The sequence below is a fragment of the Streptomyces sp. F001 genome, assembly GCF_004187715.1.
In the GTDB taxonomy this organism is placed as follows: domain Bacteria; phylum Actinomycetota; class Actinomycetes; order Streptomycetales; family Streptomycetaceae; genus Streptomyces; species Streptomyces flavusporus.
This window is the reverse complement of record NZ_QZWF01000004.1, coordinates 267,072-289,100: the sequence shown is the minus strand read 5'-3', so window position 1 is coordinate 289,100 and position 22,029 is coordinate 267,072. Positions and strand designations below refer to the sequence as shown.

Here is a 22,029-nt window from a genome sequence, read left to right as displayed (position 1 = left end):
GTTGCTGACACTGCACGCCGACTCCAGGGGACGATGCCTGGCCGTGCGCGGTGAGTGGATCGCCGCCGTCGGCACCCTGGAGGAACTCATCGCCACGCATCCACAGGCGCGGGTGCGGCAGTGGCCCGGCATTCTCACCCCGGGGCTGGTCAATCTGCACGGGCCCGAGCTGCTGGAGCAGGCCTATCACCCGGACCCGCGCGAGGCCGACACCCTCGGCACCGAGCCGCTGACCGGGGACGCGCTCGCCGCGCTTCCCATGGACGAGGCTCGCTGGGGGGCCGGCGCCCGGCGCGGGGTGCAGCGGATGCTGGCGAACGGGACGGTCGCGGTGGCGGGGGAGCTGCGCAACCGGGCCGTGGTGGCTGCCGTACGGCGGTCCGGGATCGGGGTGGTGGGGCGGCTCGGAGTGCCGGGGGGAGTGCCCGCGCTCGATCCGTTCGCCTCCGGGGTGCCGGTGGAGTTTCCGCCGGAGCGGGAGAGCGGGTCCGCTGCCCGGTTCGCCGTGTTCGACGTGCTCGACGAGGATGAGCTGGCCGAGCGTGGGGGCGGGAGTTGTGTGGCCACGGTGGTGGCGGGGCGGATCGTCTACCGCCGCCGATAGCGGTCAGCCCGCGAACGCCTCCCCGAAGGCCCCTGAACTCTGTTCCACTCCACTGCAGTTGGTCGACGCGTCGTCCTGCGCGGCGTCCTCATCCGCACACTGCCGGTCGCGGAACGTCGACCACATCGACACCCACCCGATCCCCTTCTCCTCCGCGAACTCCCGTACCTGGGCGGCGTCTTCGAGCGTGAACGTCTCGTTGTCGACGTCGTTCACGCCGATCATCGAGGTGAGCGCCATGCCCTGCCAGGCGGCGGCGTCGGACAGGCCGAAGATGTCGGCCAGTTGGGCGTGGGCGGCGGTGGCGGACTGTTCGGCGTAGTCGCCCATGTCGCCGGTGTAGGAGCTGCCGTAGTTCATGGTCATGAGGTTGACCGTGGAGACCTGGACATGATGGTCGTTGGCCGATTCGAGCAGGGCGACGCCGTCGTCGTCCAGGCCGGACGGCATCACCGGGAGTGTGAACGACACCTCCAGGTCCGGCCGTTCCTCCTGCAGCGCCGCGATCGCCTCCGACCGCAGGGCGACCGAGTCGGAGTCGGTCAGCTCGTCGCCCTCGATGTCGAAGTCGGCCCGGGTGGCACCGGCCGCGTCCAGTGCATCGGCGTACGCCTGCACCAGCTCCTGCGCGCTGTCACAACTCGCCGCCAGTTCCTTGCCGGAGGCGCCGCCGAAGGAGACGCGCACGTCGGCGCCGGACTCCGTCAGCCGGGAGATGCGGGACGTCACCGTCGAGTCGTCGATGGCGTGGGTGCCGTTCCACTTGGGTGTGCAGTCGCTGCTGTCCGAGATCACGAAGGCCAGGTTGTACGTCGTCGGGGAGCCGGCCGCGTCGTTGTCGGAGGCGGTCGTGGCACTGACGTACGGGGCGTACGAGGTGGAGGCAGCGGCCGACTGCGAAGGAGGCGACGTGGGTGCCGCCGGGGCCGCGTCGGAGGAGCTGCTGGAGCCCGCCGAGCACCCTGCCGTTGCCAGGGCGAACAGACAGGTGAGCCCGGCGACCGGCTTCAGGAAACTCCTCATGGCGCATGTACCCGCTCTCGTGGTGTCCGATTTCCGAATCCGAAATCTCTCACATGGGGTTGGCGGTTTACGGCGGTATGTCCAGGCGTCCGGGAATTCTCTCAGGGAACGAACAGGCTGAGGCCTTTCTCATGGCTGTCTCACATGCAGATCAGAGAGAAGCGCACATAAAGGCTCCCTACTCTCCGGGGAATGCATTCCGAGCCTGCCATCGAAAACCGCGCCGCTCCGCGCGGTCGCCGTCGCAAACGCGGCAACGGGTCCGCCTCTGCCTCCGCCTCCGGCTCCGCAGAGGGGCCCGTGTTCGTCGACAACTCCGGGCGCCGGGCCAGGCTGCTGCGCCGGATCGGACTCCTGCTCGGCGTCGCCTGCCTCGGCTACGCGGTCGTGCTCGGCGCGGCCTTCATGGGCTGGGGCACCTCGCTGACCCCGTCCTCGCTGCTGCCCTTCGCCGGCGGGGCGAACGGCCAGGGCGGCCCCGCCCCGCAGGACGGTCCCGGCAACGGGGCGGTCCCGCCCGGCGGCACCCCGTCCGCGCCACCCTCGGGCGTCTCAGCCCCAGCCCCGACCCCGACCTCGTCCGCGTCGGCCGTCGCCGCCGCCAACTGACCGGAACGCACCCACCCTCATGACGACGACTTCCCGACGCGGGCGCTGGCGCGCCCCCACCCGTATCGAGCGGGCGGCCGGCCGGGCCGCGGCACTGCAGAAACCGCGTGTCATCCTCGCCCTGCTGCTCCTGCTCGCGCTGACCAGCATCATGCTGCTCGACGGCTATCTGCGTGCCGAGGTCGGCGGCGACCAGCGCGTGCGCAGCGGCGCCAGCTCCAGCGAGGTCCCCGACGAGGTCCTGAACGGCGGGCCGATCCTCACGTTTCGCGGGGGACAGGCGACCACCGTCTCCGTGCCGGACAAGACGATCGCGCTCACCTTCGACGACGGCCCGAACCCCACCTGGACGCCCCAGGTGCTGGAAATCCTGGAGAAGTACGACGTCCCGGCCACGTTCTTCGTGGTCGGCTCGATGGTGTCGCGCTACCCGGGCATCGTCGAGGACATGGTCGAGCAGGGCAACGAGGTGGGCATCCACACCTTCACCCACATCGACCTCTCCTACCAGAGCGACGCCCGCGTCGAGCGCGAGATGCAGCAGACGCAGCTCGCGCTGGCGGGCGCGGCCGGCATCACGACCACGCTGTTCCGTGCCCCGTACTCCTCGAAGACGGACGCCGTCGACAACTACAGCTGGCCCGTCTACCAGGAGCTCGGCGAGGACGGTTACACCAGCGTCTTCATCGACACCGACAGCGAGGACTGGAAGCGGCCGGGCGTATCGAAGATCATCAAGGGCGCCACGCCGGAGAGCGGTGAGGGCGCGTCGGTGCTGTTCCACGACGCGGGCGGTGAGCGCTCGCAGACGATCAAGGCGCTGTCGGCGTACATCAAGAAGATGAAGGCGAAGGGATACACCTTCACCACGATCAGCGGGGCCATGCAGGAGCAGGACGCCGGTGGTCAGGCGACGAACCAGTCGGCCGACGGCCGGCCTTCGGGCGCCCCGGGCGCGGCCGGTGCCCAGGCCGGTGCCGCACCCGGTGGTCTCCAGGCCGCCCACCGCACCGCCACCGGCGCCACCCTCTACGAGGGCAAGGCCCTCGTCGCGGCCGTCGCCGTCGCCGAGTGGACGGTCCCGGGCCTCGCGGTCGGGCTGGCCGTGGTCGGCTGCGCGGTCATGGGCCGGTTCGGCATGATGCTGCTGCTCGCCCGGCGCCACTACCGGCAGCGCAACAGACGCCGGTTCAGCTGGGGACCGCCGGTCACCGAACCGGTGAGCGTGATCGTCCCGGCGTACAACGAGAAGGAGTGCATCGCCAACACCCTGAAGTCGCTGGCGCAGAGCACGCATCCCATCGAGATCATCGTCGTCGACGACGGTTCGACGGACGGTACGTCCGAGATCGCGCGCAGGGCGGCCCATGAGCTCGGCATGACGAACGTCCGGGTCATCCGGCAGGAGAACGCGGGCAAGCCGGCGGCGTTGAACAACGGCGTCCGCAGCGCCAGTCACGACATCGTCGTGATGATGGACGGCGACACCGTCTTCGAGGCCGACACCGTGCGGCAGCTGGTGCAGCCCTTCGCCGACCCCGGCGTCGGCGCGGTCGCGGGCAACGCCAAGGTCGGCAACCGCAACACCGTCATCGGTGCCTGGCAGCACATCGAGTATGTGATGGGCTTCAACCTCGACCGGCGGATGTACGACCTGCTGCGCTGCATGCCGACCATCCCCGGCGCGATCGGCGCCTTCCGCCGGGGCGCGGTGCTCGAGGTCGGCGGGATGAGCGAGGACACGCTCGCCGAGGACACCGACATCACCATCGCCATGCACCGCGCGGGCTGGCGGGTCGTCTACCAGGAGCACGCCAAGGCGTGGACGGAGGCGCCGGGTTCGCTGAAGCAGCTGTGGTCGCAGCGGTACCGGTGGTCGTACGGCACGATGCAGGCCCTCTGGAAGCACCGCAGGTCCCTCACGGACAAGGGCCCTTCGGGTCGCTTCGGCCGCGTGGGCATGCCGCTCGTCGTCATCTTCCAGATCATCACGCCCGTCTTCGCCCCGCTGATCGACGTCTTCACCGTCTACTCGATGATCTTCGTCGACTTCAGGGCGGCGCTGCTCGCGTGGCTGGCAGTGCTGGGCATCCAGCTGATCTGTGCGGCGTACGCCTTCCGCCTGGACCGCGAGAAGTACCGCTACCTGCTGATGATGCCGCTGCAACAGCTGGCGTACCGCCAGATGATGTACCTCGTCCTCATCCACTCCTGCATCACCGCCCTCACCGGCGGCCGCCTGCGCTGGCAGAAGCTGAAGCGGACGGGCGAGGTGGGGACACCGGCGGGGGTGGGCTGATGGGGGCGCACAGCAAGGGGGCTGTGCGGCCGGCCGGCCCGGCGGTGGGCAGCGGGGCCAGGGACCGCTACTTCGACACCCTCCGGGCCGCCGCCCTCATCCGCGTCGTCACCTACCACGCCTTCGGCTGGCCCTGGGCGGGCATGGTCTTCCCCTCCATGGGGATCATGTTCGCCCTGGCCGGCACCCTGATGGCGAAGTCCCTGGAGCGCCCGGCCCTGGTGGTCGTCAAGAGCCGGATCCGAAGACTGCTCCCGCCCTTCTGGTTCTGGGGCTTCTTCGTGGTCGCCGCCATGCTGGTCCACGACTGGATGCCGGGGTGGCGGATCGTCTACTGGATCGTCCCGCTCGGCGACCCGCCGGGCAACGCGTGGGGCATGCAGGCGTACGAGATCCTCTGGTACCTACGCACGTACCTGTGGTTCGTCCTCCTCTCACCGCTCCTGCTGCGGGTCTTCCGGCTCGCGCCGCTCCCCGTGCTGCTGCTGTCCCTCGTCCCCGTCGTGGTGTTCGAGTTCGCGTGGCAGTCGCCCGGCGACCGGCTCGGCAGCGCGCTCATCGACCTGGCGACGTACCTCTTCTGCTGGCTCCTCGGCTTCGCGCACCGAGACGGCGTCCTGCAGCAGCTGAAACCGGCCGTGGTGGTCGTCCTGTCGCTCGCCGCGCTCGGCTACGGCGGCTGGTACGCCGTCGCGCACCAGGCCGACTACGGCACCTACGACCTGGACGAGATCCCGCTCGCGCAGGCCTTCTGGTCGGCGGGATTCGTGACGCTGCTGATGTGGGCGAAGTCCCGCTGTCGGATCGACTTCGAGGGGCTCGCCGGCTTCAGACGGCTCGACCGGATCGTGACGGTCTTCAACGCGCGCGCGGTGACCGTCTACCTGTGGCACCAGATCGCGCTGATCCTCGCCGTCCCGCTGATCGACCAGCTCTGGAAGGTGCCCGCGTTCGAGGTGTACCTGCCGCTGGAGAGCCAGTGGTTCCTGTTCGGCGTGGGATGGGTGCTGATCGCCGGCTTCGTGCTGCTGTGCGGGTGGGTGGAGGACGTGGCGGCGCGGCGGAAGCCCAGACTCCTCCCGTGAACGCAGGCTGCAAGAATGGGCCCGTGACCCGCGCATCCCTGAACAAGCAGCCGCACGAAGTCGCCTCGATGTTCGACGACGTCGCGGAACGGTACGACCTGACGAACGACGTGCTGTCGCTCGGCCAGGACCGGGTGTGGCGCAGGGAGGTCGCGAAGGCGGTCGACGCCCGGCCCGCGCAGAAGGTCCTGGACCTGGCCGCCGGTACGGCCACCTCCTCGCTGCCCTTCACACGCGCGGGCGCGTATGTCGTCCCCTGCGACTTCTCCCTCGGCATGCTCCAGGTCGGCAAGCAGCGCCACCCGTGGCTGCCGCTGACGGCGGGCGACGCGACGCGGCTGCCGTTCAAGGACGACATGTTCGACGCCGTCACCATCTCCTTCGGGCTGCGCAACGTCCAGGACACGGACGCCGCGCTGCGCGAGATGTACCGGGTGACCCGGCCGGGCGGGCGCGTCGTGATCTGCGAGTTCTCGCATCCGACCTGGGAGCCGTTCCGCAAGGTGTACACCGAGTACCTGATGCGGGCGCTGCCGCCGGTCGCCCGGGCGGTGTCGTCGAACCCGGACGCGTACGTCTACCTCGCCGAGTCCATCCGCGCCTGGCCCGACCAGCCCGCGCTGGCCGAACGGCTGCGCAAGGCCGGCTGGTCGAGGGTGGCGTGGCGGAACCTCACGGGTGGAGTGGTGGCTCTGCACCGGGGGTTCAAGGCCTGAAGCCACCTTCGGGGCGGGCGCTCACCGGATCACCTCGAACGTGTCCCCGGGTGCGTCCAGCTCGCGTTGCAGCCCGCCGCCGGGCGGCTTCGGCAGGCGCGGTTCGCGGACGCCCGCGCCACCGCCGCCCCCGCCACCGCCCTCGCCGAAGTCGAACCACACGGTGACGACGGCACCGCGGGGCACCTCGACGCCGGGCAGTGGGTACTGCCGTACGACGTAGTCGACGACGGTGAGATGGAAGTCGGGCCGGTCGGGCGCGGCGAGCAGCACTCCGTGTGTCTCGGCCGTCTCGCGGGCGTCCACGGCCATCAGTCCGACGAACTTGGGCACGCGCACTTCGGGCGTCTTGGGTGTGATGCGCACAGATGTCACCCCCCAGCGGTACTGGAAGGGTAACCGCCCGGGGTGCGGTCCGGAAGCGTCAAGTGGCTTTCTGTAGCTGACCGTTACAGTCTGTCACGTCTCTTGCAGCTCGAGTCGGTAGCAGTGCCCCAGCAGATCCGACTCGGGGCTGGTGAAGGTCTCGGCGAGGTGCATGCCCAGCCGCCGGGTGACCGCGATCGACCGGGTGTTGCGCGCGTTGACCATCGCCACCACGCTGCCCACGCCCGTCGCGCGCACCCGCTCCAGCGTCATCTGCGCGGCCGCGGTGACGTACCCCCGGCCCCAGTGCTCCCGCCCCAGCCGCCAGCCGATCTCGATCTCGCCCTTCGGGCCCCACTCCCGCGGCCACGGCTGCGCGCCGGTGAAGCCGATGACCCGGTCTTCCGCGTCGAGCATCGTCCACAGACAGAAGCCCAGCTCGGCGTCGTGCTTGCGCTGGCGGGCGGTGAGCTCCTCGTAGACGGACAGGTCGGCGGACTTGCCGCCGTGGAACTCCATGACGTCCGGGTGGTCGAAAACCCGGTGCCACGCCACGGCGTCCTCGTCGGTGGGGACACGCAGCCGTACCACGGGGAGAGCTCGGTTCACTGGGTATCCCTTCAGCCGGTTGATCAATTCTGCTGCATAGACTGCCCATGTCCAGTGCCGGTCGGCACACAGTTTCCGAACTTGGGGAGATCCAGCCGTGACCGCCGTGACCGAGCCCCACTCCCAGCCCGTCTCCGAGCCCTTCTCCGAGAACACCGCCGATGTGATCGTCGTGGGCGCGGGACCGGCCGGCTCCACGACGGCGTACCACCTCGCCAAGGCCGGACTCGACGTACTGCTCCTGGAGAAGACCGAGTTCCCGCGGGAGAAGGTCTGCGGCGACGGCCTCACCCCACGCGCCACCAAGCAGCTGGTGGCGATGGGCATCGACATCTCCGAGGAAGCCGGCTGGCTGCGCAACAAGGGGCTCAGGATCATCGGCGGGGGCGTGCGGCTGCAGCTGGACTGGCCGGATCTCGCCTCCTTCCCCGACTACGGCCTGGTGCGCAAGCGTGACGACTTCGACGAGCAGCTCGCCCGGCAGGCCCAGAAGGCGGGGGCGCGGCTGTACGAGCGCTGCAACGTCGGCGCCCCGGTCATCGACGACCGCACCGGCCGCATCACTGGCGTGCACGCCAAGCTCGGTGAGGAGAAGCGCGAGGTCACCTTCCACGCGCCGCTCGTGGTGGCCGCCGACGGCAACTCCACCCGCCTCTCCCTCGCGATGGGCCTGCACCGCCGCGAGGACCGGCCGATGGGCGTCGCGGTCCGTACGTACTTCACCTCCCCGCGCCACGAGGACGACTACCTGGAGTCCTGGCTGGAGCTGTGGGACCGCCGCGGCCCCGGCGAGGACCGGCTGCTCCCCGGCTACGGCTGGATCTTCGGCATGGGCGACGGCACGTCCAATGTGGGCCTCGGAGTGTTGAACACCTCCGACTCCTTCAAGGAGCTGGACTGGCGGGAGGTGCTGAAAGCGTGGTGCGCGTCCATGCCCGAGGAATGGGGCTACACGCCCGACAACATGACCGGACCCATCCGCGGGGCGGCGCTGCCGATGGCCTTCAACCGCCAGCCCCACTACACCAAGGGGCTGCTGCTGGTCGGCGACGCCGGCGGCCTGGTGAACCCCTTCAACGGCGAGGGCATCGCCTACGCCATGGAGTCCGGTCAGATCGCCGCCGACGTCATCGTCCAGGCGCACGCGCGGGCCACGCCGGCCCAGCGGGAGGCCGCGCTCCAGCGCTACCCGCGCGTGCTCAAGGACACCTACGGCGGCTACTACACCCTCGGCCGCGCCTTCGTGAAGCTCATCGGCAACCCGAAGGTCATGAAGATCGCGGCCCAGCGCGGCCTCACCCACCCCATGCTCATGAGGTTCACCCTGAAGCTCCTCGCCAACCTCACCGACCCGACGGGCGGCGACGCGATGGACCGGATCATCAACGGGCTGAGCAAGGTCGCTCCGAAGGCCTGATCAGCCGCTCAACGCGGCTGCCTTCGCGGCCCGGCGGGCGAACACCTCCTCCCGCCGGGCCGCCACCTGCCGGAGCGCCTCTTTCCGCTCCCGGCTGGAGAGCCGGTCCAGGTACACGTGCCCGTTGACGTGGTCGGTCTCGTGCGTGAGGCACCGGGCGAAGTACCCGGTCCCCTCGATCACCAGCGGCCGGCCCTCCTGGTCGTACCCGCGGACGACGGCCCGGTCCGGACGCGGTACGTCCATCACCGCGCCCGGCACCGACAGACATCCCTCGCCCTCGTCGAGCAGCCGTCGCCCGGCCGGGTCGAGCGGTTCCAGCACGGGGTTGACGATGTGTCCGACATGTCGGACGCCGTCGTCGTCCGGACAGTCGTACACGAACAGACGCACATCGACCCCGACTTGGTTCGCCGCGAGTCCCGCCCCGTCGGCGATGTACATGGTCAGGAACATGTCGTCGATGAGCGCGGCGAGATCCGGCCCGAACTCGGTGACGTCCCGGCACGGCTTGTGCAGGACCTCCTCACCGACCTCGGTGATCCGCCGCACCTTGCCGCGCCGGGCCTCGGGCGCGAGCGGGGGGTACGAGTCGACGGGCCGTCCCTGCACGAAGACACTTGGCATCGCTGTCTCTCCTTCTGACCGGTGTTGGTGGGGTGCTGCAGGCGGCCGGGAATCGGCCTTCCGGCCGTTGCCGCCCGTTCCTACCCTCCCGCACTCATGACGGCAGAACACTCACAGCAGCCTCAGGAGCAGACCGGTCACGCCCGCAGGGGAGCGGCCCTCGTATCAGGAGCCGCCGGCCGCGCGGTCGCCGCCGGGTCCCGGCAAGCGCGTCGCCGTCCCCGCGCGCAGACGGAAGGGCCGCAGCCCCCGAGCGGCTGCGGCCCTTCCGTACGTCGATCTGCCCTGCGTCAGAGCACGCGCACCGCGCCCGACGCGGGGTAGCCGGAGAGGTCCTGGATGACGACGCCCTTGGAGGGGTTGGCCGCGTCCAGGTACTGGCCGTTCCCGATGTACACACCCGTGTGGTACGCCGAACCCTTGCCGCCCCAGTACAGGATGTCGCCGACCTGGATGTCGGACAGGGGGATGTCGGTGCCCACCGTCGACTGGTCCTGCGACACGCGGGGGAGGTCCACGCCGACCTGCTTGAAGGCGGCCTGGACGAGGCTGGAGCAGTCCCAGGCGTTGGGGCCGGTGGCGCCCATGACGTAGGCGTCGCCCACCTGTGCCTGGAGGAAGGAGATGACCGTCGCCACGCTGCCGCTGGCCGGCGCGGACGCCGTCGTGGACGTGGCGGTTTCGGCTGTCGTGGAGAGGGTGGCCCGCTCGGCGTCGCGCGCGGCACGCTCGGCGGCGGCCTGCCGTGCCTCCTCCGCGGCCTTCTTGCGGGCCTCGGCCTTCTTCTTGGCCTCCGCGAGGTCGGCCTTGGCCTCCTTGGCGGCCTGGGCGGCGGCCGCGTCACGCTCGGCCTGCAGCTCGTAGTTCGCGGCCGCCTGCTGTGTGACGTCCGCGGACTGGGCGACCTGGACCGACAGGTCGGCCGTCAGGGTGGGCAGTTCGAGCGTCTGCGTCACCGGCTCGGCGGCATTCGCCGAAGCCGACGCACCCGCCACTGCCACGGTGCTGAGGATGCCACCGGCAACTCCGGCCCGCATCGCGAGCGTCGAGGCGCTGCGCGGGCGGGGTTTTCGGTGGCTTCGTATGTGAGCGGTGTGGGACATGGGAACAACCGGTATCAGGGGCTCCTCCATACCTTCAAGAAACGTGTGGTGCGCCACAGTTGTTCAACCGGCACCCCGAATCTCTGGGGCCCAGTTCCTTATTGACGCCGTAACGGACATTGCGGACGCAGCCCATCAAGCCTGTGATCATGGGCTTTCTTCGTTTGGTCCGAATTGCCCCCCGCCTACCACTCGTTGGGGTGGTTGGCCAAGCCTCCTTCTTGGGTGCCTCTCATGAATGTGACGGAGGTCACGGAACGGTCACCGCGGCCACGGCGTCTGCCGCGCACATCCGCCCGCGGCGCTCGTGAACGCGTGCACGCGTCCACATCGCGGCACCCTCCTCGCTCTGATGTGTGAAAGCCGCCCACTATCAGGACGCGAGGTCCCTCGCCAATTTGCATGCAGCGGAAGTCTCTTGATATTGAGACGACCCCTCCGAGCTGCGCCGACGAGCAGAAATGTCACGTCTGGTGATCACTTGAACGCTTCATGTGCGAAGATCGCCGCTCATCCGACTTCATGATCCTTCATCAGGTGGTGGAGATCACAAAGCTTGTGGAATACCCCGTGTCGCAGATCACAGAGCGGCGGGCATAAGATGCGAGGCAGTTGGGCTTGTGACCTGCTTCACATGTTCTCGATCTTCGCCGGGACGAGCGGGGGTCGTGGGGCCGGTGAGGCAGGTGTGAAGCCTGATGCAAACCGCCAGCAGTCAGTGCCGACTGAGAGGAGCGAGGAGCGGTGAACGCGTATGCGCCCATCCTCGTACTGGGAGCCCTCGGGGCAGGCTTTGCGATCTTCTCCGTGGTCATGGCCACGCTGATCGGTCCGAAGCGGTACAACCGGGCCAAGCTCGAGGCCTATGAGTGCGGTATCGAGCCGACCCCCACGCCGGCCGGTGGCGGGCGCTTCCCCATCAAGTACTACCTGACGGCGATGCTCTTCATCGTCTTCGACATCGAGATCGTCTTCCTCTACCCCTGGGCCGTCACGTTCGACGCCCTGGGGGTGTTCGGGCTCGTGGAGATGCTGCTCTTCGTGCTCACCGTCTTCGTCGCGTACGCGTACGTGTGGCGGCGCGGCGGCCTGGAATGGGACTGAGGGGCCTTTAAGTCATGGGACTCGAAGAAAAGCTGCCGAGCGGTTTCCTGCTGACCACCGTCGAGCAGGCCGCGGGCTGGGTGCGCAAGGCGTCGGTCTTCCCCGCCACGTTCGGCCTCGCCTGCTGTGCCATCGAGATGATGACCACCGGCGCAGGCCGCTACGACCTGGCGCGCTTCGGCATGGAGGTCTTCCGCGGTTCACCCCGGCAGGCGGACCTGATGATCGTCGCCGGCCGGGTCAGCCAGAAGATGGCGCCCGTGCTGCGGCAGGTCTACGACCAGATGCCGAACCCCAAGTGGGTGATCTCCATGGGCGTGTGCGCGTCCTCGGGCGGCATGTTCAACAACTACGCCATCGTCCAGGGCGTCGACCACATCGTCCCGGTCGACATCTATCTGCCCGGCTGCCCGCCCCGGCCGGAGATGCTGATGGACGCGATCCTCAAGCTCCACCACAAGATCCAGACCTCCAAGCTCGGCGTGAACGCCGAGGAGGCGGCCCGGGAGGCGGAGGAAGCGGCGCTCAAGGCCCTGCCGACGATCGAGATGAAGGGGCTGCTGCGATGAGCGACGCGAACGGCACCAACGGGGCGTCGAACGGGGTCAACCCCGAGAAGGACCTCGGCGCCTCCAACCTCCCCGGCCAGCGCGGTGAGCACGGTGAGGAGATCCGCGTCCAGCGCGGCATGTTCGGCGCCAACAACGGTGGCGACACCTCCGGCTACGGCGGCCTGGTCCGCTCGGTCCGGCTCCCGGGACCGGCGGCCCGTCCCTACGGCGGCTGGTTCGACGAGGTCGCCGACGAGCTCGAGGGCGCCCTGGAGGAGCAGGGCCTGCTCCCCGAGAACGCCATCGAGAAGACAGTCGTGGACCGCGGCGAACTCACCTTCCACATCGAACGCGAGCACCTGGTCCGCGTCGCCCGCACCCTGCGCGACGACCCGGCCCTGCGCTTCGAACTCTGCACCGGCGTCAGCGGCGTCCACTACCCGAACGACAAGGGCCGCGAGCTGCGCGCCGTCTACCACCTGCGCTCGATCACCCACAACCGGCTGCTCCGCCTCGAAGTCAGTGCCCCCGACAGCGACCGGCACATCCCGTCGCTGGTCTCCGTCTATCCGACCAACGACTGGCACGAGCGCGAGACCTACGACTTCTTCGGCATCGTCTTCGACGGTCATCCGGCCCTGACGCGGATCATGATGCCGGACGACTGGCAGGGCCATCCGCAGCGCAAGGACTACCCCCTCGGCGGCATCCCCGTCGAGTACAAGGGCGCCCAGATCCCGGCTCCGGACCAGCGGAGGTCGTACTCGTGAGCACGCATTCAACAGCCGCCGCGTCGGCACGCGAGACCACCGAGGGCACCGTATATACGGTCACCGGTGGCGACTGGGACGAGGTCGTCCAGTCCGCGGCCCGCGCCGACGACGAACGCATCGTCGTCAACATGGGCCCCCAGCACCCCTCCACCCACGGCGTGCTCCGTCTCATCCTGGAGATCGAGGGCGAGACGGTCACCGAGGCCCGCTGCGGCATCGGCTACCTCCACACCGGCATCGAGAAGAACCTCGAGTTCCGCACGTGGACGCAGGGCACCACGTTCGTGACGCGCATGGACTACCTGACGTCCTTCTTCAACGAGACCGGCTACTGCCTCGCCGTCGAGAAACTCCTCGGCATCGAGGACCAGATCCCCGACCGGGCGACGATCATCCGGGTGCTCCTGATGGAGCTGAACCGGCTCTCCTCGCACCTGGTGTGCATCGCGACCGGCGGCATGGAGCTGGGCGCCACCACGATCATGATCTACGGATTCCGTGATCGTGAAATGATTCTCGACATCTACGAGCTCATCACGGGCCTCAGGATGAACCACGCGTACATCCGGCCCGGCGGACTCGCCCAGGACCTGCCGCCCGGCGCGGTGGACCAGATCCGCGAGTTCGTGAAGAAGATGAAGAAGAACCTCCCGGAGTACGACAAGCTCGCCACCGGGAACCCCGTCTTCAAGGCCCGCATGCAGGACATCGGCTATCTCGACCTGGCCGGCTGCATGGCCCTCGGCGCCACCGGACCGATCCTGCGCGCCACCGGCCTGCCGCACGACCTGCGCAAGGCCCAGCCGTACTGCGGCTACGAGACGTACGACTTCGACATCCCGACCGCAGACACCTGCGACGCATACGGCCGCTTCCTGATCCGCCTCGAGGAGATGCGCCAGTCGCTCAGGATCGTCGAGCAGTGCCTGGACCGGCTGCAGCCGGGACCGGTCATGGTCGCCGACAAGAAGATCGCCTGGCCTGCCCAGCTCGCCCTCGGACCGGACGGACTGGGCAACTCCCTCGACCACATCAAGAAGATCATGGGCACCTCCATGGAGGCCCTGATCCACCACTTCAAGCTGGTGACCGAGGGCTTCCGCGTCCCGCCGGGACAGGCGTACACGGCGGTCGAGTCGCCCAAGGGCGAGCTCGGGGTGCACGCCGTGTCCGACGGCGGCACCCGCCCCTACCGGGTCCACTTCCGCGACCCGTCCTTCACCAACCTGCAGGCCATGGCGGCGATGTGCGAGGGCGGCCAGGTCGCCGACGTCATCGTCGCCGTCGCGTCCATCGACCCCGTGATGGGAGGCGTCGACCGGTGAGCACCAGTTCCTCGGAGCGGGGCGTCAGCCTGGGCATGCCCGAACTGCCCGCGCCCGACTACCCGGACGACGTTCGAGCCCGGCTCGAGCGGGACGCGCGCGAGATCATCGCCCGCTACCCCGACTCCCGGTCCGCCCTCCTGCCGTTGCTGCACCTGGTGCAGTCGGAGGAGGGCCATGTCACGCGCACCGGAATGCGGTTCTGCGCGGACATGCTGGACCTGACCACGGCGGAGGTCACCGCGGTCGCCACCTTCTACACCATGTACCGGCGCAGGCCCTCCGGTGACTACCAGGTCGGGGTGTGCACCAACACGCTGTGCGCGGTGATGGGCGGTGACGCGATCTTCGAGGCGCTCCAGGAGCACCTGGGCGTCGGCAACGGCGAGACCACCGACGACGGCAAGGTGACCCTGGAGCACATCGAGTGCAACGCGGCCTGCGACTTCGCGCCGGTCGTGATGGTCAACTGGGAGTTCTTCGACAACCAGACCGTGGACAGCGCGAAGCGCCTGGTGGACGACCTGCGCGGGGGAGCACAGGTCGCGCCGACCCGCGGGGCCCCGCTGTGCACGTTCAAGGAGACCGCCCGGATCCTGGCGGGCTTCCCCGACGAGCGGGCCGGGGCCGTCGAGGCGACCGGCAGCGCGGGACCCGCTTCGCTGGTGGGCCTCCGCCTGGCCAGGGGAGAGACCGCACCCGCGCGCGTGGTCCACCCGCGGGAGGGGGGACCGCACGACGAGCCGCAGGACAGGGCCGTACACGAGCCGTCGCCCGCCGAACACCTCAGCTCGCACGACGCGCCGCAGGACACATCGGCATCCGACCCCGCGCACCCCGCCGGGCCTGTCGCAGAGGAGGGGGAGTGATGACGTTGGCACCCGAGCTCAAGGACATGAGTCCCGAGAAGCTGCTCGCACCCGTGCTGTCGGCCTTCTGGGACGAGGACAGGTCCTGGACGCTGGACGTGTACCGAAGGCACGAGGGATACGAGGGGCTCCGCAAGGCGCTCGCGATGTCGCCGGACGACCTCATCGCGTACGTCAAGGACTCCGGGCTGCGCGGCCGCGGCGGCGCGGGATTCCCGACGGGAATGAAATGGCAGTTCATTCCCCAGGGGGATGGAAAACCGCACTATCTAGTTGTCAACGCCGACGAATCGGAGCCCGGAACCTGCAAGGACATTCCGCTCCTCTTCGCGAACCCGCACAGCCTCATTGAGGGCATGATCATTGCGTGTTATGCCATCAGGTCGTCGCATGCCTTCATCTATCTGCGTGGTGAAGTCGTCCCCGTATTGCGGCGGTTGCATTCAGCTGTCGCTGAGGCCTACGCGGCCGGCTACCTCGGCAAGAACATCCTGGGCAGCGGACTCGACCTCGACATCACCGTGCACGCGGGCGCGGGCGCGTACATCTGCGGTGAGGAGACCGCACTGCTCGACTCGCTCGAGGGCCGCCGTGGTCAACCGCGGCTTCGTCCCCCCTTCCCTGCTGTCGCAGGCCTCTATGCGTGCCCGACTGTGGTGAACAACGTCGAGTCGATCGCGTCGGTTCCCGCCATCCTGAAAAACGGCAAGGAATGGTTCAGGTCGATGGGCAGCGAGAAGTCCCCGGGCTTCACGCTCTACTCGCTCAGCGGCCACGTCGCGAGCCCCGGCCAGTACGAGGCCCCGCTCGGCATCACACTGCGCCAACTCCTCGAGATGAGCGGCGGGATGCGACCTGGCCACCGACTGAAGTTCTGGACGCCGGGCGGCTCCTCGACACCGATGTTCACCGACGAGCATCTCGATGTCCCTCTTGACTACGAAGGAGTGGGCGCCGCGGGTTCCATGCTCGGCACGAAAGCCCTGCAGTGCTTCGACGAGACGACCTGCGTCGTCCGTGCCGTCACCCGCTGGACCGAGTTCTACGCCCACGAGTCCTGCGGCAAGTGCACACCCTGCCGCGAAGGCACGTACTGGCTCGTGCAGTTGCTGCGCGACATCGAGGCCGGCAAGGGCGTGATGAGTGACCTCGACAAGCTGAACGACATCGCCGACAACATCAACGGCAAGTCCTTCTGTGCCCTCGGCGACGGTGCCGCCTCGCCGATCTTCTCCTCGCTGAAGTACTTCCGCGAGGAGTACGAGCAGCACATCACGGGCCGCGGCTGCCCCTTCGACCCGGCCAAGTCGACGGCCTGGGCCGACCACCGCACGGAGGTGAACGCATGACTGTGACCACCAGCGCTCCCTCGGGCGGGGGAGAGGCGGCGGTCCCGCCGGAAGATCTGGTGACGCTGACGATCGACGGCATCGAGATCAGCGTGCCCAAGGGCACTCTGGTCATCCGGGCCGCCGAGCAACTCGGCATCGAGATCCCCCGGTTCTGCGACCATCCCCTCCTCGATCCGGCCGGCGCCTGCCGCCAGTGCATCGTCGAGGTCGAGGGTCAGCGCAAGCCCATGGCGTCCTGCACCATCACCTGCACCGACGGGATGGTGGTGAAGACCCACCTCACCTCGCCGGTCGCCGAGAAGGCCCAGAAGGGTGTGATGGAGCTGCTGCTCATCAACCACCCGCTGGACTGCCCGGTCTGCGACAAGGGCGGCGAGTGCCCGCTGCAGAACCAGGCCATGTCGCACGGCAACGCCGAGTCCCGCTTCGAGGGCAGGAAGCGGACCTTCGAGAAGCCGGTCCCGATCTCCACGCAGGTGCTGCTCGACCGCGAGCGGTGCGTGCTGTGCGCGCGCTGCACCCGGTTCTCCAACCAGGTCGCCGGTGATCCGATGATCGAGCTGCTCGAGCGGGGTGCGCTCCAGCAGGTCGGCACCGGTGAGGGCGACCCCTTCGAGTCGTACTTCTCCGGGAACACCATCCAGATCTGCCCGGTCGGCGCACTCACCTCGGCGGCGTACCGCTTCCGCTCCCGCCCCTTCGACCTCGTCTCCTCGCCCTCCGTGTGCGAGCACTGCTCCGGCGGCTGCGCGACGCGCACCGACCACCGGCGCGGCAAGGTCATGCGGCGGCTCGCCGTCAACGACCCCGAGGTCAACGAGGAGTGGATCTGCGACAAGGGGCGCTTCGCGTTCCGGTACGCGCAGCTGCGGGACCGGCTGGAGACGCCCCTGGTACGCAACCCCGAGGGCGATCTGGTGCCCGCCTCCTGGCCGGAAGCGCTGCAGATCGCCGCTCAGGGGCTCCTCGCCTCGCGCGGGCGCACCGGTGTCCTCACGGGCGGCCGCCTCACCATCGAGGACGCCTACGCCTACAGCAAGTTCGCGCGCGTGGCGCTCGACACCAACGACATCGACTTCCGCGCGCGTCCGCACAGCAGCGAGGAGGCCGACTTCCTGGCCGCGCGGATCGCCGGGCGCGGGCGCGACCTCGACGGTACGGGCGTCACGTACACCTCCCTGGAGAAGGCGCCCGCCGTCCTGCTGGCCGGGTTCGAGTCGGAGGAGGAGGCCCCCGGCGTCTTCCTGCGGCTGCGCAAGGCCTGGCGGGGGCACGGACAGAAGGTGTTCTCGCTGGCCACGCACACCACGCGTGGTCTGGAGAAGGCCGGCGGCACGCTGCTGTCGGCGGCTCCGGGCACCGAGACCGAGTGGCTGGACGCGCTCGCGAGCGGGGTCGGCCTGGAGGAGGACGGCGCCAGGGCCGCTCAGGCGCTGCGCGCCGAGGGCGCGGTGATCGTCGTCGGCGAGCGGCTGGCCGGGGTGGCCGGCGGCCTCACCGCCGCCGTACGGGTCGCCTCCGCGACCGGCGCGCAGCTGGTGTGGATCCCGCGTCGCGCAGGAGAGCGGGGCGCCATCGAAGCGGGCGCGCTGCCGTCGCTGCTGCCGGGCGGACGTCCGGCCACCGACCCACGCGCGCGTGCGGAGGTCGCCGCCGCCTGGGGCGTCGCCGACCTTCCGCACCGCTACGGCCGTGACACCGGCCGGATCATCCAGTCCGCCGCAAACGGCGACCTCCAGGCACTGCTGGTCGCGGGCGTGGAGGTCGCCGACCTGCCCGACCCGGCACGCGCGCGTGCAGCACTCGCCGAAGTCGGCTTCGTGGTGTCGCTCGAACTGCGGCCCAGTGAGGTCACGGAACTCGCGGACGTGGTCCTCCCGGTCGCCGCGGTCGCCGAGAAGACGGGCGCCTTCCTCAACTGGGAGGGCCGGGTCCGCTTCTTCGAGGCCGCGCTCAAGCCCGACCAGATGAGCCGCCGACTGGCACCCACCGACGCACGCGTGCTGCAGATGCTGGCCGACGCCATGGACGTACACCTGGGTCTGCCGGATCTGCGGACCGCGCGCGCGGAGCTGGACCGGCTGGGGGTCTGGGACGGGCCGCGGGCCACCGAACCCCTCGAGACGGCGGGCGTGCTGCCGCGTCCGGCGGCCGGGGAAGCCGTACTGGCCGGGCACCGGCTGCTGCTCGACCGGGGTGTGCTCCAGGAGGGCGACGAGGCGCTCGCCGGGACCCGGCACGCCGCACGCGCGCGTGTGTCGCCCGCCACGGCCGCCGAGGCAGGCGTCAAGGACGGCGACGCGCTCGCCGTGACCGGCCCGGCCGGCACCGTCGAACTCCCGCTGCAGATCACCGAGATGCCCGACCGTGTGGTCTGGCTCCCGCTGAACTCGGTCGGCGGCGGCGTCGCCTCCGGCACCGGGGCGCTGCCCGGCTCCCTCGTTCGCATCGGCCCGGCGACCCTCGCCGGCGAGGCCCCCAAGGAGGTGGAGGCATGAGCCCGTACCTCGCCGTTGAAGACCTCTCGATGTTCGGCCGCGACCCGTGGTGGCTGGTCGCCGTCAAGGCGGTCTTCTGTTTCGCCTTCCTGATGGTGACCGTGCTGTTCTCCATCGTCTGGGAGCGCAAGGTCGTCGCCTGGATGCAGCTGCGCATCGGCCCCAACCGGCACGGCCCCTGGGGCATGCTCCAGTCGCTCGCCGACGGCATCAAGCTGATGCTCAAGGAAGACGTCATCGTCAAACGCGCGGACAAGGTCGTCTACGTCCTCGCGCCGATCGTCGCGGCCATCCCGGCCTTCATGGCGATCGCGGTGATCCCCTTCGGCCCGGCCGGCAACGAGATCTCGATCTTCGGCCAGCGCACCACGATGCAGCTCACCGACCTGCCGATCGCGATGCTCTACATCCTCGCGGTCGCCTCGGTGGGCATCTACGGCATCGTGCTGGCGGGTTGGAGCTCCGGATCCACCTATCCGCTGCTCGGCGGTCTGCGCTCCTGCGCGCAGATGATCTCCTACGAGATCGCCATGGGCGCCGCGTTCGCCTCCGTCTTCCTCTACTCGGGGTCGATGTCGACCTCGGCGATCGTCGAGGCGCAGGCGGACCGCTGGTACATCATCCTGCTGCCGGTCTCGTTCCTGATCTACATCGTGACCATGGTCGGCGAGACCAACCGCGCCCCGTTCGACATGCCGGAGTCCGAGGGCGACCTGGTCGGCGGTTTCAACACCGAGTACTCGTCGATCAAGTTCGCGATGTTCATGCTCGCCGAGTACGTGAACATGGTGACGGTCTCGGCCGTGTCCGTGACGCTCTTCCTGGGCGGCTGGCGGGCACCCTGGCCGGTCTCCACCTTCTGGGAGGGCGCGAACCACGGCTGGTGGCCGATGCTCTGGTTCGTCCTCAAGGTGCAGCTGCTGCTGTTCTTCTTCATCTGGCTGCGCGGCACGCTCCCCCGCGTCCGCTACGACCAGTTGATGAAGCTCGGCTGGAAGGTCCTCATCCCGGTCTCCGTGGTCTGGCTGATGCTCGTCGCGACCGTGCGGACCCTGCGCAACGAGAACTACGACTTCGCCGACATCGCCCTCTACGTCGGCGGCGGAGTCCTCGCTCTGCTCCTGCTCTCCTTCGTCGCGGACTTCTTCCGCGAGCGCGGCAAACCCGCGCCCGAACCGCCCGCCCAGGCCGTCGGCTTCGATCCGATGGCGGGCGGATTCCCCGTACCGCCGCTGCCCGGACAGGAGGTGCCGCCGGTGCCGCGACGCAGGTCGCGACGTGAGCGGGAGCTGATTGTCAGTGGTGGGCCTGATACTCAGAGTGATGGATCTCTGGATGGAAAGGAGGCGTCCGATGGCTGAGGAGCCCAAGGAGACCAAGCCCGGTTTCCTGAACCCCGTGGCCGGCTTCGGCGTGACCTTCAAGGCCATGTTCAAGAAGCGGCTGACCGAGCAGTACCCGGAGCAGCAGAAGACCACCGCCCCCCGGTTCCACGGACGGCACCAGCTCAACCGCCATCCGGACGGCCTGGAGAAGTGCGTCGGCTGCGAGCTGTGCGCCTGGGCCTGCCCCGCCGACGCCATCTATGTGGAGGGCGCGGACAACACCGACGAGGAGCGCTACTCGCCGGGCGAGCGGTACGGGCGCGTGTACCAGATCAACTACGCCCGCTGCATCCTGTGCGGCCTGTGCATCGAGGCATGCCCCACGCGCGCGCTCACGATGACGAACGATTTCGAGCTGGCCGACTCCACCCGCGCCAACCTCATCTACACCAAGGAGCAGCTGCTCGCCGGCCTCGAAGAGGGCATGGTCGACTCGCCCCACGCGATCTACCCGGGGATGGACGAGCAGGACTACTACCGGGGGCTGGTCACCGAGGCCGCGCCCGGCACCGAGCGCCAGGTCGCCGTCTCCAAGGGCGAGAAGCCCACGGACGAGGAGGTGGACGCATGAGCGCGCAGCTCGCCGCCTACACCACCTCCACCGGAGAGGCCGTCCAGTTCTGGATCCTCGGCACCGTCGCGGTGATCGGCGCCCTGTGCACCGTCTTCATGAAGAAGGCCGTGCACAGCGCGCTCTGCCTGGCCGGCACCATGATCGTCCTGGCGGTGTTCTACCTCGCCAACGGCGCCTACTTCCTGGGCATCGTGCAGATCGTCGTCTACACCGGCGCGATCATGATGCTGTTCCTGTTCGTGGTGATGCTCGTCGGCGTCACCGCGGCGGACTCCCTGAAGGAGACCATCAAGGGCCAGCGCTGGCTGGCCCTGCTGTGCGGTCTCGGCTTCGGCGTCCTGCTGGTCGGCGGCATCGGCAACGCCTCCCTGAAGGAGTTCAACGGCCTCGGCCAGGCGAACGCGGGCGGCAATGTGGAGGGCCTGGCGGCCCTCATCTTCACCAAGTACGTCTTCGCCTTCGAACTCACCGGCGCCCTGCTGATCACGGCTGCCGTCGGTGCCATGGTGCTCACCCACCGCGAGCGCACCGAGCGCGCCAAGACCCAGCGCGAACTGTCCGAGCAGCGCGTGCGCGAGGGCAAGCACGTACCGCCGCTGCCGGCGCCCGGTGTGTACGCCCGGCACAACGCCGTGGACATCGCGGGGCTGCTGCCCGACGGCACCCCGTCCGATCTGACCGTCAGCAAGACGTTGCGCGAACGGGGCCAGATCAGGGACGTGTCGACCGAGGCGATCAATGACCTGCGCGCGCTGGAACAGCGCGCGGAGGAACGCCTGGAGCGGAGCGAGATCGAGCCGCCGTCGTTCAAGCGGACCGAGGAGGCGTCGAAGTGAACCCCGTCTACTACCTCTATCTCGCCGCCCTGCTGTTCACGATCGGCGCGACCGGCGTGCTGATCCGGCGGAACGCGATCGTGCTGTTCATGTGCATCGAGCTGATGCTCAACGCCTGCAACCTCGCGTTCGTCGCCTTCTCCCGGATGCACGGCAATCTCGACGGCCAGATCATCGCCTTCTTCACGATGGTCGTCGCCGCCGCCGAGGTCGTGGTCGGGCTCGCGATCATCGTGTCGCTGTTCCGTGCCCGTCACTCGGCCTCGGTCGACGACGCCAGCCTGATGAAGCTGTAAGGGGTCGG

The 22,029-nt window shown here is 69.1% G+C and carries 22 protein-coding genes; 17 read left to right on the top strand and 5 right to left on the bottom strand.

The window, feature by feature from the left end; translation table 11 throughout:
* Position 1 precedes the first annotated feature (1 nt).
* Positions 2-604 (top strand): hypothetical protein, encoded by a 603-nt coding sequence (locus StrepF001_RS18535; protein WP_129799358.1) that lies wholly within the window; start codon positions 2-4, stop codon positions 602-604.
* A gap of 3 nt (positions 605-607) precedes the next feature.
* Here StrepF001_RS18535 and StrepF001_RS18530 read toward each other — a convergent pair whose 3' ends face one another.
* Positions 608-1,627: a chitinase gene (locus StrepF001_RS18530; RefSeq protein WP_129799357.1), complete on the bottom strand. Its 1,020-nt coding sequence runs from the start codon at positions 1,625-1,627 to the stop codon at positions 608-610.
* 192 nt (positions 1,628-1,819) lie between these two features.
* Between StrepF001_RS18530 and StrepF001_RS18525 the strand changes: the two genes are divergently transcribed.
* From StrepF001_RS18525 to StrepF001_RS18510, 4 genes are read left to right on the top strand one after another with little or no spacing between them, the layout of a single operon-like run.
* Positions 1,820-2,236, top strand: a complete 417-nt coding sequence (locus tag StrepF001_RS18525; RefSeq protein WP_129799356.1) for a hypothetical protein — start codon at positions 1,820-1,822, stop codon at positions 2,234-2,236.
* 19 nt (positions 2,237-2,255) lie between these two features.
* Positions 2,256-4,535 carry a glycosyltransferase gene (locus StrepF001_RS18520; RefSeq protein WP_129799355.1) on the top strand — a complete coding sequence of 760 codons (2,280 nt, stop codon included), beginning with the start codon at positions 2,256-2,258 and terminating at the stop codon, positions 4,533-4,535.
* On the top strand, positions 4,535-5,620 hold the full coding sequence (locus tag StrepF001_RS18515) for an acyltransferase (RefSeq protein ID WP_129799354.1): 1,086 nt from the start codon (positions 4,535-4,537) through the stop codon (positions 5,618-5,620). The genes StrepF001_RS18520 and StrepF001_RS18515 overlap by 1 nt, the downstream gene beginning before the upstream one ends.
* A gap of 23 nt (positions 5,621-5,643) precedes the next feature.
* Positions 5,644-6,336 (top strand): demethylmenaquinone methyltransferase, encoded by a 693-nt coding sequence (locus StrepF001_RS18510; protein WP_129799353.1) that lies wholly within the window; start codon positions 5,644-5,646, stop codon positions 6,334-6,336.
* Between the two features lie 21 nt (positions 6,337-6,357).
* Here StrepF001_RS18510 and StrepF001_RS18505 read toward each other — a convergent pair whose 3' ends face one another.
* On the bottom strand, positions 6,358-6,702 hold the full coding sequence (locus StrepF001_RS18505; protein WP_240797565.1) for a PASTA domain-containing protein: 345 nt from the start codon (positions 6,700-6,702) through the stop codon (positions 6,358-6,360).
* 93 nt (positions 6,703-6,795) lie between these two features.
* Positions 6,796-7,311, bottom strand: a complete 516-nt coding sequence (locus StrepF001_RS18500) for a GNAT family N-acetyltransferase (protein WP_129799352.1) — start codon at positions 7,309-7,311, stop codon at positions 6,796-6,798.
* Between the two features lie 97 nt (positions 7,312-7,408).
* On the opposite strand from StrepF001_RS18500, the gene StrepF001_RS18495 reads away from it, so the two are divergent.
* The gene (locus StrepF001_RS18495; protein ID WP_206306889.1) at positions 7,409-8,728 is read left to right on the top strand and encodes a geranylgeranyl reductase family protein; all 1,320 of its coding nucleotides are present in this window, start codon (positions 7,409-7,411) and stop codon (positions 8,726-8,728) included.
* Here StrepF001_RS18495 and def read toward each other — a convergent pair whose 3' ends face one another.
* A complete protein-coding gene (gene def / locus StrepF001_RS18490) occupies positions 8,729-9,355 on the bottom strand; it encodes a peptide deformylase (protein ID WP_129799351.1) in 627 nt (208 codons plus the stop codon).
* A gap of 290 nt (positions 9,356-9,645) precedes the next feature.
* Complete coding sequence (locus tag StrepF001_RS18485; protein ID WP_129799350.1) at positions 9,646-10,488, bottom strand: C40 family peptidase; 843 nt, start codon at positions 10,486-10,488, stop codon at positions 9,646-9,648.
* Between the two features lie 714 nt (positions 10,489-11,202).
* On the opposite strand from StrepF001_RS18485, the gene StrepF001_RS18480 reads away from it, so the two are divergent.
* Genes StrepF001_RS18480 through nuoK form a run of 11 tightly spaced genes read left to right on the top strand, consistent with a single transcriptional unit; the run spans position 11,203 to position 22,021 of the window.
* Entirely contained in the window at positions 11,203-11,562 is a 360-nt protein-coding gene (locus tag StrepF001_RS18480; protein WP_007383963.1) for an NADH-quinone oxidoreductase subunit A, read from the top strand.
* Positions 11,563-11,576: 14 nt separating this feature from the next.
* A complete protein-coding gene (locus StrepF001_RS18475) occupies positions 11,577-12,131 on the top strand; it encodes an NADH-quinone oxidoreductase subunit B (RefSeq protein WP_023547484.1) in 555 nt (184 codons plus the stop codon).
* Positions 12,128-12,883 carry an NADH-quinone oxidoreductase subunit C gene (locus tag StrepF001_RS18470; protein ID WP_129799349.1) on the top strand — a complete coding sequence of 252 codons (756 nt, stop codon included), beginning with the start codon at positions 12,128-12,130 and terminating at the stop codon, positions 12,881-12,883. Before StrepF001_RS18475 ends, StrepF001_RS18470 begins: the two co-directional genes overlap by 4 nt.
* Complete coding sequence (locus StrepF001_RS18465) at positions 12,880-14,211, top strand: NADH-quinone oxidoreductase subunit D (RefSeq protein WP_129799348.1); 1,332 nt, start codon at positions 12,880-12,882, stop codon at positions 14,209-14,211. Before StrepF001_RS18470 ends, StrepF001_RS18465 begins: the two co-directional genes overlap by 4 nt.
* Complete coding sequence (gene nuoE / locus StrepF001_RS18460; protein WP_129799347.1) at positions 14,208-15,080, top strand: NADH-quinone oxidoreductase subunit NuoE; 873 nt, start codon at positions 14,208-14,210, stop codon at positions 15,078-15,080. Before StrepF001_RS18465 ends, nuoE begins: the two co-directional genes overlap by 4 nt.
* On the top strand, positions 15,080-16,429 hold the full coding sequence (gene nuoF, locus StrepF001_RS18455; protein WP_129799346.1) for an NADH-quinone oxidoreductase subunit NuoF: 1,350 nt from the start codon (positions 15,080-15,082) through the stop codon (positions 16,427-16,429). Before nuoE ends, nuoF begins: the two co-directional genes overlap by 1 nt.
* Entirely contained in the window at positions 16,426-18,930 is a 2,505-nt protein-coding gene (locus StrepF001_RS18450; protein ID WP_129799345.1) for an NADH-quinone oxidoreductase subunit G, read from the top strand. Before nuoF ends, StrepF001_RS18450 begins: the two co-directional genes overlap by 4 nt.
* Positions 18,927-20,291, top strand: coding sequence for an NADH-quinone oxidoreductase subunit NuoH (gene nuoH, locus StrepF001_RS18445; protein ID WP_129799344.1), 1,365 nt, complete (start codon positions 18,927-18,929; stop codon positions 20,289-20,291). The genes StrepF001_RS18450 and nuoH overlap by 4 nt, the downstream gene beginning before the upstream one ends.
* Positions 20,284-20,886 (top strand): NADH-quinone oxidoreductase subunit NuoI, encoded by a 603-nt coding sequence (gene nuoI / locus StrepF001_RS18440; protein WP_129799343.1) that lies wholly within the window; start codon positions 20,284-20,286, stop codon positions 20,884-20,886. The genes nuoH and nuoI overlap by 8 nt, the downstream gene beginning before the upstream one ends.
* On the top strand, positions 20,883-21,725 hold the full coding sequence (locus StrepF001_RS18435) for an NADH-quinone oxidoreductase subunit J (RefSeq protein WP_129799342.1): 843 nt from the start codon (positions 20,883-20,885) through the stop codon (positions 21,723-21,725). Before nuoI ends, StrepF001_RS18435 begins: the two co-directional genes overlap by 4 nt.
* A complete protein-coding gene (gene nuoK, locus StrepF001_RS18430) occupies positions 21,722-22,021 on the top strand; it encodes an NADH-quinone oxidoreductase subunit NuoK (RefSeq protein WP_129799341.1) in 300 nt (99 codons plus the stop codon). The genes StrepF001_RS18435 and nuoK overlap by 4 nt, the downstream gene beginning before the upstream one ends.
* The last annotated feature ends 8 nt before the right edge of the window (positions 22,022-22,029 follow it).